The sequence below is a fragment of the Gelidimonas denitrificans genome (assembly GCF_055694065.1).
The window spans coordinates 3,141,552-3,155,325 of record NZ_CM146350.1 but is presented as its reverse complement, the minus strand read 5'-3'; the positions used below and the strand labels follow the sequence as shown (position 1 = coordinate 3,155,325).

Here is a 13,774-nt window from a genome sequence, read left to right as displayed (position 1 = left end):
ATTACACCTATCTCGCCGCACGATGAACGACAATCAACTGTTACGCTATTCACGACATATTCTGCTGGATGAAATCGGCATAGATGGGCAGGAGAAGATCCTGGCAGCCCACGCGCTGATTATCGGCGCAGGAGGACTGGGTTCGCCTGCCGCTTTCTATCTGGCATCCGCCGGCGTTGGCGCCATCACCTTGGTCGACAATGACACGGTTGACCTAACCAATTTGCAGCGACAAATTTTGCACACAACCGGGCGCATCGGCCAAGCCAAGGTATTTTCCGGGCAAAAAACCCTGGCGCAGATCAATCCTGAAGTGAGCGTAATCGCCCTCAATGAACGTTTGCAAGGCGATCGGCTGGCGGAATTGGTTGCGGGCGCAAGCGTTGTCCTCGATTGCAGCGACAATTTTGCCACCCGCCATGCAATAAACCATGCCTGCGTGGTCAACCGGGTTCCCTTGGTATCGGGAGCGGCAATCAAGTTCGATGGTCAGATCAGTGTTTTCGATAAGCGCGAAGCTGACGGCCCTTGCTACGCCTGCTTGTTCCCGCCCGATCAACAATATGAAGAAATCCGCTGCTCGACCATGGGCGTATTTGCACCCCTGGTAGGAATCATAGGATCGATGCAGGCGGCGGAAGCCTTAAAATTGATTTCAGCAACAGGCGTCTCCCTGGCGGGACGCTTATTGCTGCTCGATGCACGCGACATGGAATGGACCAGCATCGCAATTCACCGCAATCCGCACTGTACGGTTTGTGCGCACTGATTTTCGGTGTTTCCATCGGAATGCTGCATACCCATTGAAAGTATTGTGCACCGCTCTTTTGCATTCAAATGAAATTGTTTTATTTCGTCAACCAATATCAATTACCCAATATGGCGTTGATAGTTACCATTTTTCTTAAAAAATGTTGCATTTAGAATTTGAGCGGACCCGCCTTCAATCCAGCAGGCAGGTCAGCGCGGCGCTGGCGGTGGTGCCGATTTCGCTCAGGAAATCGGTCGCCATGCCGGCGGCGAAGCGCTGCGGATCGCTTGAGCCCAGCACCAGCAGGCCGAAGGTTTCCGGCGCGCTGCCGAGCCGCAGCGGGATGATCGCGGTGGATTGCACGCTGGCGGCGTCTTCCAGCCAGCGCACCGCATTGAAATCGTTATTCGCGCCGCAATAGGGCGCGGTCAGGCTTCTGGCAAAAATCATCGCGTCGCCTGCACCATCCTCGGCAAACCAGGCATGGGCGTAATCCGGCGCTACACGCCAGAGCCGCAAGGTAGCCTGCGGCACGTCGAAAACGGTTTGCAAACCGGTCACCAGCACATGCGGCAAATCGACATCGTTGCGCGCTTGCAGCAGCGACCGCGTCCAGCTTTGGAACTTATGCGCAATCGCATCGTTTTCCTGACCGTGGTGCAGCAAATCCGATAGCTGCAGCTCCAGCACCTTGTACTTTTCGCGCATCACTTCCATCTGGCGCTCCTGCAAAGACAGCGCGCGCCCGGTCAACGGACTCGACAGCCGTATCCGCCCCAGCAAGACCGCATGCTCTTCAAAAAAACTGGGCGTGTTTGACAGAAATTGCGCAACAGAATGGGAGTCAAGCGGAATAGTCATGGGATCGTCTTTAAGGCAGTGGCAGCGAAGATGCAGTTTGCCCAGTATATCGGCGTTTCGGGCAGATGCAAATTAGGTGGGGCGAACTGCGCCACAATCGCGCCATCGCCTAAACAAACTGCGCCAAAAAATACTATGCCTTCCGCTAACGACTTACTGAAAAGTATTCAGTCATTCGGCAGAGTGTTGCCGCGCATGTAGAAGAACCCAATCGCGAGAACGTGCAAGCGCTAATCGTCGAGGAATTGCGCCGACTGCTCGAGGGCGCACTGGCACGGTACGGGCTACGCCCATCTGAATTCGCGGCTTGGAAAGTCAGGCAAACAGCGGGATCATCCGATTGATTGCCAACTTGGTTTTACGAATGCCCAAATAATAAAACGGGCGCAGATGGTTTCCCGTCTGCGCCCGTTCAACTTGTGGTTTATCGAAGCATCAACTCAATCGCTGCCAGAACATTGCTGTGCCTGGCAAGCGATCAAGTCATGTCTTCAGATAATCAGAAGTTGTGTGTTACACCCAAGCCAACGCCAGTTACTGAGCGGCTGTCGCTGCCCACTGCGTTGTCCAGAGTGTACTTGGTGCGTGCAACGTCAGCATACAGCGAAGTGCGCTTGGACAGATTGTGTTGATAACCGATCGACAATTTCTGGATCTTGTCAAAAGCGCCGCCGAGAGCTACAGGGCCATCGACAAGGTTGGTCGTGTTATCCACACCATCGCGTGTTTGGTTGTAGGCAGCTTTGATCAAGCCAGCACCGATGCCATAAGTGAGTGCAACAACTGCATTCTTGGCTTTTGGCTGACCAGAAACCCGGATACCGTTAACTACCTTGTTTTCACGCTGATCGTAGCCGAGAGCAACTTTGGCTGGACCAAATGCATACGAACCGGAAACAGCCCAGATATTCGATCTGTCGGTGTTTTCTTCAACGCCATAACCAGCGCCGAGGTAGATCGGGCCGTTGTTGTAGTTCACGCCAACAGCGTAGCCGTCATTGTCCGTGCCAGCTTGAACGAAAGTTTGACCCAAGGCATTGAGGGGAGTCGTTGCTTTTTCACCCAGAATGTATTGCGCTTGACCACCGAATCCGCTCATTTCTGGAGTGTAGTAAGTGATCGAGTTGTTGATGCGAGCACGCGTTACTGTATTCATAGCGCCGATGCCGTCGCCTTCGAACGGATCGATTGCTGCGGTGCTTACGCTGTCGATGGTGCTCCAGTTACGGCCCATTTTAACCGCGCCGAAACCACCAGCCAGACCAACGAATGCTGGGCCGCTGAACAATGAATTTCCAGGTGATACTGCGCCGGTGTCAGCATTGAAACGGTTTTCAATTTGGAACAGTGCGGACAAACCGCCGCCCAGATCTTCAGTACCCTTGAAACCAATACGGCTAGCGTGGTTGGCTTGCATTTGCGCTGCGTTGTTCAAGCCCAGGTCTGTCGTGTCGCCTGTCAATTTGGTGACGCCCAGATCCACTTTACCGTAGATGGTGACTGCTGATTGTGCTTGCGCTACGCCGGCTACTGATGCCAGCACTGCCAATGCGATGAGTGTTTTTTTCATTTTGTTCGTCCTTAGTTAAAGAGGAATGCTGCTCCAAATATTCAAATCAGCTGAATATGGTCGTTACCTTATGATTTATCAGGTGAAGTGATAGAAGATTGGTGCGGCGCATCAGGAAAATTTTGTTAAATAATTTAAATTGCCTGACGAGTGTGGTTTTTTTGTTACATGCGTATGGTAAGTCTGCGCCAGGCACGGTACGGAGATAGACGAAATTACCCAGTAAAAAAGCGCCCATGGGCGCTTTTTTACTGAGATTCAAATCGTGCAAAGCCTAATCTAGGCCGTTAAACGATTAGAACGAGTGACGGATACCGACATTGAACAATTTGTCTTTCTGGCCAGCAGCTTGAGCGGCAGTAGCCGTGTTGTTGGCAGAAATTTTATAGGCAGCTGCGCCATCGTTATCCAATATACCGTAGCTGGTGTACAGAGAGGTACGCTTGGACAGTGCATGCGTGTAGCCGATGGCAATTTGGTGCGCATCGGCGTTGTCGAAGGACTTATCCGTTTTACGGACATAGGAAATCATGGCGGTGCCTGCTGCGCCGATCGGTGCGGTCAAGCCAACCAGTGCGTCGCGTTGATCGCGAATTGGAGCAGCTGCAGTACCTACAACGTCGTTTTCCCATGCATAGGAAGCAAAGACTTTAACCACGCCGAAATTGTAATTGCCGCCCAGCAATGTCATCTTGGTGGTGTTGGCGTCGCCAGCAGGTATCAGTGCAGGTGCTGCTGGTACAAAGCCTGAGTTCTTAATATTCTGGTGCGTCAACACAACGTCGATCGGGCCATTTTTGTAGCCGACGAAACCCGCAATTGTGCGATTGGCGGATGAGTTGCCAGCAACTTCGCCCAGACCATACTGCAACTCGCCACGGAAGCCATTGGCGGCGAAATTGTAAGTGATCAGGTTGTCGGTACGGTTGCCGTTATAGCTGAACAAGCGTGCTGAGTCGCCAGCCAGCGCATCGCCGAACGGATCGAAAGTTGATGCGTTAGCGTAGACAGGGTTGTTTTGGCGGCCAAGCTTGACGGTGCCGAAACCACTGCTCAGACCAACAAAAGCCAGGCGGTTAAATAGGCGTGTTGTATCTGCCTGCGCGCCGGTGTCAGCGTTAAAGCCGTTTTCGATTTGGAAAAGCGCGGACAGACCACCACCTAGGTCTTCAGTGCCTTTGAAGCCGAGGCGGCTGCCGTTCAAATTACCGCTATCCATTCTGGTGACAGAAGTGTTGCCGTTGTTTTCATGCGCAATGCCGACGTCGACAATGCCGTAGATGGTAACTGCAGATTGTGCTTGTGCTACGCCGGCGATAGAGCCGAGTACTGCCAATGCGATGAGGGTCTTTTTCACTTGTATCTCCAAAATGGAATTTGTTGTTTGGTGATCCGTTTGTTGCGGATGGGTTAGAAGATATGGTTTAACTGCATCACCGCCGTTGGTTTGGTATTTTGGCTTTTGTTGCATTTGATAAATACCTCTAATTATCTGGAGTTGTGGTTTTTCTGAAACACATTTCGTTACATTTGATATTCTTTGTGCTGCGACGTCTTTGTGCTTGTGTGTAATTCGTAATTTTTCCTGGTGGGCGACTTGCATGGAGGCGTGGTAAATTGTTGTTTTAAAAATACGTTTTTCTGTGATTTTATTTAATACTTACCTTCCAAGCCTTGTCGATAGGGTGGTTTTTTAGATGCATTATTTTTAGGCAGGACTGTAATTATGGCCACACGTGAAGAGCTGGCGATGATCCGGGGCGCGCGCGCCGGGGATGCTGCCGCGCAACTGGCGCTGGGTACGCGCTACCTGTTTGGCGGCGGCGGCTTGCCGCAGAGCCTGACGACCGCGTTGCACTGGCTGGACCGGGCCGCGCATCAGGGCGAGAGCGCCGCATGGATGCTGATCGGCAACCATATTCCCTTCGAGACGGTGCGCCGGACTGCCAAGCCGCTGTCTTATCTGGTCTGGTACGAGCGCGCCCTCGATGCCGGGGTGCTGCCGGCGGGGCTGGTGTTTGCCAGTCTGCTGCTGGATCCGGAGCTGAAGTCCAATTTAACGTCCAATTTGAAGCCCGCCAGCGCGCCGGACCCGGCCTTGCGCGACAAGGCGTTGCAGGCGTTACAGGCGGCGGCGCAGGCTGGCATAGCCGAGGCGCAATGGTTGCTGGCGCAGCAGGCCGGCATCCGCGCGGCGTCGCAATACCCTGCGCCGGCGGCGGCGCCGTCGTTGCTGCAGCCTCTGACACTGACGCTGCCACCGCAGGGGCCGGAAGAGACGCCTTTGGTGTGGGCCGGCCGTGCTGCCGATGGCGGCGTGGCGCAAGCGCAGCAGGTGCTGGCCGAACACGCCTGGGCGGCGTCGGACTGGAACGGCTTTCTGCGTCGCGCATTGCCGCTGGCGCGCTCGCTGATCAGCGGCATCGCGCATATTGTTGCGGTGGATGCGCCGGATGTGCTTAAGGCGCAGGTGCAGCACATGGCGGCGGCGGACGTGACATTGTTGTCGCGCACCGGACAGGCGCTGTCCGGCACTGCGCATGCCGGTGTTGCAGACGTTGTGCTGATGCAGCGCTGCTGGGAGCTGGCCGCGTATGCGGGCGATCGTGCGGCCCAGTTGGCGCTCGGTTTGTGGCTGGCCCGGATCGACCCGGATGGTGCGCGGGCGACGTCGGCGCCGGGTTCGGCGCATTACAAGAAAGCGATATTCTGGCTCACGCAGGCCGGCGAGCAAGGTTCGGCCGAGGCTTGGTTTGCCTTGTCGCGGGTATACCTGAAGGCGGAGTTTTCGCAGCGGAGCCTGCCTGACTCCAGGCGTTATCTGGAGCAGGCGGCCGAAATGGGGCATTGCGCGGCGCAACTGGAGTGCGGTTCCAGCGCCTGGCGCAGCCGCCGCGAGGCCATCTCGAACGACGTGCGCGCCGCCTACTGGCTGCAAAAAGCGGCGGCGCAAGGCAGTCGGGAAGCCTTGTTGTTGCTGACCAAAGTCGCGACCCCGGCGACTCCGGCGCCGTGGGCGCTGGCAGCGCAACGGCAGCTTACCCGCGACATGATCGCAGCCCATCCGTTTCTGGCCGCGCGCATCGAACTGGCGGCGCTGTTTGGATTGTCGCGGGCGGAAGCCTTGCTGATTGATCTGGATCTGGCCGACTGCGGCCATTGTCTGCAAGTCGATATCCGGGCCCAGAATGCGCGCAGCAAGCGCCGTCTGATCCTGTTGCAAACCGCCGAAGAATTGCAAGCGCTGCGCCGCATCAAGCGGATTTTCGAGGATGTCGATTCCGGCCCGGGCGGGCCGGAAGGCAATTACCGCCAGCGCCAGTACCGGCTGAAGGCTTTGGTTGGGAATGATTGAGTTTCACGAAAGACACGAAAAATATTCCATGACAGAATCCGTTTCGGTAGGAGCGCACCCGGGCGCGAACAGTCCTGAAAGGACTGATATCAGAACTGAATAAAAGCCAGTCGCGCCCGGGTGCGTTCCTACAAAACCGTATCACTTCGGCTTGCTTGGCAGGCCAGCACTTCTATTCAGGTATCTCAATTTCGCCCTCGAACACCGTCACTGCCGGGCCGGTCAGCATTACCGGCTCGGTTTGGCCGGCCCAGGCGATCGATAGTTCGCCGCCGCGCATGCTGGCTTGCACTGGCGAATCCAGCAGGTCGCGCCGGATGCCGGCCACCGCCGCTGCGCAAGCGCCGGTGCCGCAGGCCAGCGTTTCGCCGGTGCCGCGCTCGAACACGCGCAATTTGATGTGGTGCCGGTCGACGATTTGCATGAAGCCGGCATTGACGCGTTTCGGGAAGCGCGGGTGATGCTCGATCTGCGGGCCGTCGGCAGCGACCGGCGCAAGTTCCGCGTCCGCCACCACTTGCACCGCATGCGGGTTGCCCATCGAGACGGCCGATATCCAGACAATCGCGCCATTGATGTCCAGCGGCCACAGCGTGTCGCTGCCCTCGGTTTTGCCTTGCAGGCCGCGGGCGTCGAACGGCACTTGCGCCGGGGCTAATACCGGCGCGCCCATGTTGACGGTGATTTGGCCGTCGGCTTCGAGCCGCGGTTCGATCACGCCGGACAGCGTTTGCACCCGAATGCTGCGCTTGTCGGTCAAGCCTTTTTCGGTCACGAAGCGCACGAAGGCGCGCGCGCCGTTGCCGCATTGCTCGACTTCGCCGCCGTCGGCGTTGTAAATCCGGTAGCGGAAATCCACTTCCGGCGTTGGCGCTGGTTCCACCACCAGCATCTGATCGGCGCCGATGCCGAAACGGCGGTCGGCGATGAATTGCCACTGCGCCGGCGTGAAATCGATCTGCTGATGTATCGCGTCGATCACCACGAAATCATTCCCTGCGCCGTGCATTTTGGTGAATTTAAGTTTCATTTTGTATGGGAGTATATGTAAAAATTATGATATTGCCGCATATTTACTGTGCATAACTTAAAAATACATTGGTAAGTATGTTTAATTTGACGGTTCTGGTGCATACACGCTCGGCACGCCTGGCGGGCGCGTCTTGAAGCGTTTGTGGGTCCAGAAATATTCCGCCGGAGCTTCCAGGATGCGCTGTTCGATGAAGGCATTCATGGCCCGGGTGGCCGCAATCAGATCTTCGCCCGGGTAATTCTCCACGGCCGGATAAAACGTCACCTTCCAGCCCTGGTAATGCGGCAGATAGGTGGCGATGACCGGGATCACTTGCGCGCCGGTTATGCCGGCAATCCGGGCCGGCGCGGTCAGGGTGGCGGCGGGAATGCCGAAAAACGACACGAATTCGGCATCCCTGGCGCCGAAATCCATGTCCGGCAGCATGAAGAACGGCACCCGCTGCCGCATCGCGCGGATGATCGGTTTGACGCCTTCGCTGCGCGCAAACAGTTGCACCGGCCGAAAGCGCGAGCGGCCCCGGCGCAACGCAGCGTCAAACTGCCGATTGCGTTGCGGGGTATAGATCGAGCATAGCGAGGATTCCAGCATCACCGCGACTCCGGCCACGTCGAGGCCGACAAAGTGCGGGCACAGCAGGATGGTCGGCCGGGCTGCAATCGCGTCCAGCGGCACCTGCGGCACTACCCGGATCAGCCGGCGCAGGCGCGCTTCCGAGGCCCACCACAGAATGCCGCGTTCCAGAATGCTGCGCGCATACGCCTGGAAATGCTGGCGGGCGATTTTTTTGCGTTCGGCCTGGCTCAAGTCCGGCAGGCACAGGCGCAAGTTGGTCAAGGTGATATGGCGGCGCGACTTCAGCAACACAAACAGCACGCTGCCGATGGCTTCGCCCAGTCGCCCCAGCAGCGGCAACGGCAGCCAGTGCAGCAGCCACATCACGCCCAGCAATAGCCTCATGCCTGCTCCGGCGGGGTTTCTGGCGCTGCCACGCCGGACGGGACTTTGTAGCGGTTGTAGCTCCAGAAATACTGCGCCGGGCAACGCGCAATCAATTTTTCCATCGCGCGATTGATGGCGGCGGCTTGCGATTCAGGCGTTTCGCCCAGCGCTTCCTCGAAACGGATGAAGCGCACGATATAGCCGCGCCCCAACGGCAGCCGCTCCGCATACGACAGGATGATCGGCGCTCCGGACAATTGATGCAGCTTGGCCGACAGCGTCATGGTGTAGGCCGGTTTGCCGAAAAAATCGGCCCACACGCCTTCGCCGTGCTGCGGCGTCTGATCCGGCAGCAAGCCGATCGCGCCGCCCTTTTTCAGGCACTTGAACAAGGCCCGCACTCCCGACAGATTGGCCGCTGCCAGCAGCAGATTTTCGCGCGCGCGCGCGCCTTCGATCAGCGGCTTCAGCGCGTCCTTGTGGGGCGGGCGGTACAGCACGGTGAGCGGCGTTCTGGCCGCGATGGACTGGGCGATGATCTCGAAACAGCCGAGGTGCGGAGTCAGGAAAATCACGCCCTGCTTGGCGTCGAGCGCGGCCTGCACCAGCTCCCAATTCTCGACCGTGGCGCAGCGCAACACCCGCGCCGGCGGCGCGCACCAGACGAAAGCCAGCTCCAGAATGCTTTTGCCGGACTCGCGGATGGCGGCGCTGCGATGGGCGGCGTGGCCGGCGCGGCGGATATTTTCCGACAGCCGCCGGCGATGCGAGGGCGAGGCCAGATAGACCAGCCAGCCCAGCGCAGCGCCCATCGCGTGCAGTATGGGCAACGGAAGGCGGGACAGCAGGCGAAACAGAGTGACGAGCATGATGGAGGACAAAGTAACGAGCATTGTTGACGAGGGCGGCTTTTACAGATAGCCGGCAAGGAGCGTAAAATATCACATTGCAGTAACCGCCGAGTTAACAGAGACAACTTGCGAGGCGGTCTATAAATATCGCTAAAGCGTCGCAGGCTCATTGGATTGGCCGCGACATTGCCAAAATCGTTACAAGGAGCCTGCCATGGCCAACACCTATCTTTTCACCTCCGAATCCGTATCAGAAGGTCATCCCGACAAAGTCGCCGACCAGATTTCCGACGCCATCCTGGACGCCGTGCTGGAGCAAGACCCGGCCGGCCGGGTCGCCGCCGAAACCTTGTGCAATACCGGCCTGGTGATTCTGGCCGGTGAAATTTCTTCCAGCGCGCAGGTCGATTACATTCGCGTCGCGCGCGACACCTTGAAGCGCATCGGCTACGACAATACCGAATTCGGCATTGATTACCGGGGTTGTGCGGTGATGGTCTGCTACGACCAGCAGTCGCAGGATATCGCCCAGGGCGTCAATGTCGGCCAGGGGCTTGACCTTGACCAGGGCGCGGGCGATCAAGGCTTGATGTTCGGTTACGCTTGTGATGAGACACCGGAACTGATGCCGGCAGCGATCCACTACGCGCACCGCATCGTCGAGCGCCAGTCGCAGTTGCGCAAGGATGGCCGCCTGCCGTGGCTGCGCCCGGACGCCAAATCGCAAGTCACCCTGAAATACGTGGATGGCCGCCCGGTCGCCATCGACACCATCGTGTTGTCGACCCAGCATGCGCCGGAAATGCAGCACAAGGATATCGAGCAAGCGGCGATCGAGGAAATCATCAAGCCGGTGGTGCCGAGCGAGTGGCTGAAAGAAACCCGCTACCTGATCAACCCGACCGGTCGTTTCGTCATCGGCGGCCCGCAAGGCGATTGCGGCCTGACCGGGCGCAAGATTATCGTCGATACCTACGGCGGCGCAGCGCCGCACGGCGGCGGCGCGTTTTCCGGCAAGGACCCAAGCAAGGTGGATCGTTCCGCCGCTTACGCCGGCCGTTATGTGGCGAAGAACATCGTCGCCGCCGGCCTGGCCGAACGTTGCCAGATCCAGGTTTCGTATGCGATCGGCGTGGCCAAGCCGACTTCGGTCATGGTGACGACATTCGGCACCGGCAAGATCAGCGATGCCGAACTGGCGCATCTGGTGCTGGAACATTTCGACCTGCGCCCGAAAGCCATTATCCAGATGCTCGATTTGCTGCGTCCGATTTATGCCAAGACCGCCGCCTACGGCCACTTCGGCCGCGAAGAGCCGGAATTCACCTGGGAACGCACTGACAAAGCCGCGGACTTGCGCGCAGCGGCCGGGTTGTAGGATTTGTAGTGCCGTAGGATGGGTGCAACCCATCATGTAGGTTGATATGCGATGGGTTTCACCCATCCTACGGCCGTGCGTATCAGGTTATAATCCGACTCCCCCAAGGAGCGTTGCAGTGTTGCTTACTTCTGTTAAGCGATATCAGGCTTGGGCTGGCTTTTCCCGCAACTGCGCTCACGTTACTTTTTTTCTAACCGAAAGGAGGGCGTGATGAACGCCGCAGTTTCCCATTCCACAAGTACTACCTCCGCAACATCCGTAGATTATTCCGTAGCTGATTTGGCTCTGGCCGATTGGGGCCGCAAGGAAATTCGCATCGCCGAAACCGAAATGCCCGGCTTGATGGCAATCCGGGAAGAATTCGCCGCTGCCCAGCCGCTCAAGGGCGCGCGGATTGCCGGCTCGATCCACATGACGATCCAGACTGCGGTGCTGATCCAGACCTTGGAAGCGCTGGGCGCCGACGTGCGCTGGGCCTCGTGCAATATTTACTCGACCCAGGATCACGCAGCCGCTGCGATTGCCGCTGGCGGTACGCCGGTGTTTGCCTTCAAGGGCGAATCGCTAATTGATTATTGGGAATTCACCCATCGCATCTTCGAATGGACCGATGGCGCACAAGGGCAGACCCAATACGCCAACATGATCCTCGACGATGGCGGCGATGCGACCTTGCTGCTGCATCTGGGCACGCGGGCCGAGCAAGATGCGTCGGTACTGGCGCATCCGGCGTCCGAAGAAGAAATCTGCCTGTTCAACTCCATCAAGAAGCGTCTGGCGAGTCAGCCCGGCTGGTATTCCAGCCGTTTGGCTGCAATCAAGGGCGTAACCGAAGAAACCACCACCGGCGTGCATCGTCTGTACCAAATGCACAAGGAAGGCAAGCTGGCGTTCCCGGCCATCAATGTCAACGATTCGGTCACCAAATCCAAGTTCGACAACTTGTATGGTTGCCGCGAATCGCTGGTGGACGGCATCAAGCGCGCCACCGATGTGATGATCGCCGGCAAGGTGGCGGTGATCGCAGGTTATGGCGACGTCGGCAAGGGCTCGGCGCAGGCGATGCGCGCGTTGTCGGCGCAAGTCTGGGTCACGGAAATCGACCCGATCTGCGCGCTGCAGGCGGCGATGGAAGGCTACCGCGTGGTGACGATGGATTATGCCGCTGAACATGGCGACATATTCGTCACCTGCACCGGCAACTATCACATCTTGACCCACGAACATCTGGTGAAGATGAAGGATCAGGCGATCGTTTGCAACATCGGCCATTTCGACAATGAAATCGATGTCGCCTCGCTCAAGCAATACACCTGGGAAAACATCAAGCCGCAAGTCGATCACGTGATTTTCCCGAATGGCAAACGCATCATCTTGCTGGCCGAAGGCCGATTGGTGAATCTGGGTTGCGGCACCGGCCATCCGTCGTATGTGATGAGCTCGTCGTTTGCCAATCAAACCATCGCGCAGATCGAATTGTTCGTCAACACCGCCGCGTATCCGGTCGGCGTCTACACGCTGCCCAAGCATCTGGATGAAAAAGTGGCGCGGCTGCAATTGAAAAAACTCAATGCGCAGCTGACTGAATTGACCGAAGAGCAGGCCGCGTACATTGGCGTGACCAAGGCCGGCCCTTACAAGCCGGAGCATTATCGGTATTGATGCAGCAGTCCCTGTAGGAGCGCACCCGGGCGCGACTGGCTCTTATTTAGTTACGTTGCAGTCCTTTCAGGACTGTTCGCGCCCGGGTGCGCTCCTACCAAATCGCGCCATTGTTTTTTGATTGATGCGCTGTATTTAACCCGAAAGGTCGTCATGCTTTTACTCGTCTCATGGCTTATCAATACGCTGGCTCTGCTGGCCTTGCCTTATCTGATGCATTCGGTGCGGGTCGATAATTTTGTAACCGCTTTAATTGCCGCGCTGCTGCTGGGACTGGTCAATACCTTGATCCGGCCGATTTTCATCCTGCTGACCTTGCCGGTCACGGTGCTGACGATGGGCCTGTTCATTTTTGTCATCAATGGGCTGATGTTCTGGGCGGTGGCAAGTCTGGTGAGTGGCTTCCATGTCGGCGGCTTCTGGTCGGCAGTGGGCGGCGCTTTGTTGTTTAGCATCATTTCCTGGGCCTTGTCGGCGATCCTTCTGAAGAAATAAATGTCAAAAGAAAATTTTAGCGTCGAGTTTTTTCCGCCAAAAACGGTTGAAGGGGCGGAAAAACTGCGTGCGACGCGCGCAAAATTGACCGAGTTGCATCCGAAATATTTTTCGGTGACGTTCGGTGCCGGCGGCTCCACCCAACAAGGCACGCTCGATACTGTGCTTGAAATCATGGGCGAAGGCTTGGAAGCCGCGCCGCATCTTTCCTGCGTCGGCAGTTCGCGGGAGTCGATTCGCGCAATTCTGGCTGATTACAAGGCGCACGGGATTCGCCGGCTGGTTGCCTTGCGCGGCGATTTGCCGAGCGGCTATGGTGGCGCCGGCGAGCTCCGCTATGCCAGCGAACTGGTGGAGTTCATCCGTGCCGAGACCGGCGACTGGTTTCATATCGAGGTCGCGGCCTATCCCGAAATGCACCCGCAGGCGAAGTCGCCGCAGGATGATCTGCAGAATTTCGTGCGCAAGGTGCAGGCTGGCGCGAACGCTGCGATCACCCAGTATTTTTACAACGCCGATGCCTATTTCCAGTTTCTGGAGAACGCCCACAAGCAAGGCGTGCGGGTGCCGGTAGTGCCGGGCATCATGCCGATTACCAATTATTCGCAACTGATGCGTTTTTCGGATATGTGCGGCTCGGAAATTCCGCGCTGGATTCGGCTGAAACTGGCCAGTTTCGGCGACGATACCGATTCCATCAAGGCTTTCGGGCTGGATGTGGTGACGCAATTGTGCGAACGCCTGCTGGCCGGCGGCGCGCCTGGCCTGCATTTTTACTCGATGAATCAGTCGGTGCCTACCAGCGCGATATTGCAACGGCTTATGGTGGATGGGTGCAACCCATCATCCGGTAAGTACGATAGGTGATGGGTT

The 13,774-nt window shown here is 57.5% G+C and carries 12 protein-coding genes and 1 riboswitch; of the genes, 6 read left to right on the top strand and 6 right to left on the bottom strand.

The genetic code is table 11. From position 1 onward, the window contains the following. Positions 1-22 precede the first annotated feature (22 nt). Positions 23-769: a HesA/MoeB/ThiF family protein gene (locus FKCLFG_RS14645; protein WP_472613810.1), complete on the top strand. Its 747-nt coding sequence runs from the start codon at positions 23-25 to the stop codon at positions 767-769. A 174-nt stretch (positions 770-943) separates the two neighbouring features. Here the strand turns inward: FKCLFG_RS14645 and FKCLFG_RS14640 are convergent, their stop codons facing one another. The 3 genes from FKCLFG_RS14640 to FKCLFG_RS14630 all read right to left on the bottom strand — a co-directional run bounded on the left by FKCLFG_RS14640 (position 944) and on the right by FKCLFG_RS14630 (position 4,785). Then, complete coding sequence (locus FKCLFG_RS14640) at positions 944-1,612, bottom strand: DUF484 family protein (RefSeq protein ID WP_472613809.1); 669 nt, start codon at positions 1,610-1,612, stop codon at positions 944-946. 499 nt (positions 1,613-2,111) lie between these two features. After that, the gene (locus FKCLFG_RS14635) at positions 2,112-3,182 is read right to left on the bottom strand and encodes a porin (RefSeq protein ID WP_472613808.1); all 1,071 of its coding nucleotides are present in this window, start codon (positions 3,180-3,182) and stop codon (positions 2,112-2,114) included. 295 nt (positions 3,183-3,477) lie between these two features. Continuing rightward, positions 3,478-4,785 carry a porin gene (locus FKCLFG_RS14630; protein WP_472613807.1) on the bottom strand — a complete coding sequence of 436 codons (1,308 nt, stop codon included), beginning with the start codon at positions 4,783-4,785 and terminating at the stop codon, positions 3,478-3,480. A 123-nt stretch (positions 4,786-4,908) separates the two neighbouring features. Between FKCLFG_RS14630 and FKCLFG_RS14625 the strand changes: the two genes are divergently transcribed. After that, positions 4,909-6,537, top strand: coding sequence for a tetratricopeptide repeat protein (locus FKCLFG_RS14625; RefSeq protein WP_472613806.1), 1,629 nt, complete (start codon positions 4,909-4,911; stop codon positions 6,535-6,537). A 172-nt stretch (positions 6,538-6,709) separates the two neighbouring features. Here FKCLFG_RS14625 and dapF read toward each other — a convergent pair whose 3' ends face one another. From dapF to FKCLFG_RS14610, 3 genes are all read right to left on the bottom strand, one after another. Continuing rightward, a complete protein-coding gene (dapF, locus tag FKCLFG_RS14620) occupies positions 6,710-7,567 on the bottom strand; it encodes a diaminopimelate epimerase (protein ID WP_472613805.1) in 858 nt (285 codons plus the stop codon). An 81-nt stretch (positions 7,568-7,648) separates the two neighbouring features. Then, positions 7,649-8,530, bottom strand: coding sequence for an LpxL/LpxP family acyltransferase (locus FKCLFG_RS14615; protein ID WP_472613804.1), 882 nt, complete (start codon positions 8,528-8,530; stop codon positions 7,649-7,651). Further along, the gene (locus FKCLFG_RS14610; RefSeq protein WP_472613803.1) at positions 8,527-9,393 is read right to left on the bottom strand and encodes a lysophospholipid acyltransferase family protein; all 867 of its coding nucleotides are present in this window, start codon (positions 9,391-9,393) and stop codon (positions 8,527-8,529) included. The genes FKCLFG_RS14615 and FKCLFG_RS14610 overlap by 4 nt, the downstream gene beginning before the upstream one ends. A gap of 184 nt (positions 9,394-9,577) precedes the next feature. Between FKCLFG_RS14610 and metK the strand changes: the two genes are divergently transcribed. From metK to metF, 4 genes are all read left to right on the top strand, one after another. Next, entirely contained in the window at positions 9,578-10,741 is a 1,164-nt protein-coding gene (gene metK, locus FKCLFG_RS14605) for a methionine adenosyltransferase (protein ID WP_472613802.1), read from the top strand. A 99-nt stretch (positions 10,742-10,840) separates the two neighbouring features. After that, a riboswitch (S-adenosyl-L-homocysteine riboswitch) is annotated at positions 10,841-10,927 on the top strand. A gap of 27 nt (positions 10,928-10,954) precedes the next feature. Further along, the gene (gene ahcY / locus FKCLFG_RS14600) at positions 10,955-12,406 is read left to right on the top strand and encodes an adenosylhomocysteinase (RefSeq protein ID WP_472613801.1); all 1,452 of its coding nucleotides are present in this window, start codon (positions 10,955-10,957) and stop codon (positions 12,404-12,406) included. A 153-nt stretch (positions 12,407-12,559) separates the two neighbouring features. Further along, positions 12,560-12,901: a phage holin family protein gene (locus tag FKCLFG_RS14595; RefSeq protein ID WP_472613800.1), complete on the top strand. Its 342-nt coding sequence runs from the start codon at positions 12,560-12,562 to the stop codon at positions 12,899-12,901. Beyond that, on the top strand, positions 12,902-13,768 hold the full coding sequence (gene metF / locus FKCLFG_RS14590) for a methylenetetrahydrofolate reductase [NAD(P)H] (RefSeq protein ID WP_472613799.1): 867 nt from the start codon (positions 12,902-12,904) through the stop codon (positions 13,766-13,768). Positions 13,769-13,774: the final 6 nt, after the last annotated feature.

Coding starts and splice junctions, on each gene's coding strand:
- FKCLFG_RS14645 (WP_472613810.1), top strand. CDS start 23: ATGAACGACAATCAACTGTTACGCTATTCACGACATATTCTGCTGGAT.
- FKCLFG_RS14640 (WP_472613809.1), bottom strand. CDS start 1,612: ATGACTATTCCGCTTGACTCCCATTCTGTTGCGCAATTTCTGTCAAAC.
- FKCLFG_RS14635 (WP_472613808.1), bottom strand. CDS start 3,182: ATGAAAAAAACACTCATCGCATTGGCAGTGCTGGCATCAGTAGCCGGC.
- FKCLFG_RS14630 (WP_472613807.1), bottom strand. CDS start 4,785: ATGCAAGTCGCCCACCAGGAAAAATTACGAATTACACACAAGCACAAA.
- FKCLFG_RS14625 (WP_472613806.1), top strand. CDS start 4,909: ATGGCCACACGTGAAGAGCTGGCGATGATCCGGGGCGCGCGCGCCGGG.
- dapF (WP_472613805.1), bottom strand. CDS start 7,567: ATGAAACTTAAATTCACCAAAATGCACGGCGCAGGGAATGATTTCGTG.
- FKCLFG_RS14615 (WP_472613804.1), bottom strand. CDS start 8,530: ATGAGGCTATTGCTGGGCGTGATGTGGCTGCTGCACTGGCTGCCGTTG.
- metK (WP_472613802.1), top strand. CDS start 9,578: ATGGCCAACACCTATCTTTTCACCTCCGAATCCGTATCAGAAGGTCAT.
- ahcY (WP_472613801.1), top strand. CDS start 10,955: ATGAACGCCGCAGTTTCCCATTCCACAAGTACTACCTCCGCAACATCC.
- FKCLFG_RS14595 (WP_472613800.1), top strand. CDS start 12,560: ATGCTTTTACTCGTCTCATGGCTTATCAATACGCTGGCTCTGCTGGCC.
- metF (WP_472613799.1), top strand. CDS start 12,902: ATGTCAAAAGAAAATTTTAGCGTCGAGTTTTTTCCGCCAAAAACGGTT.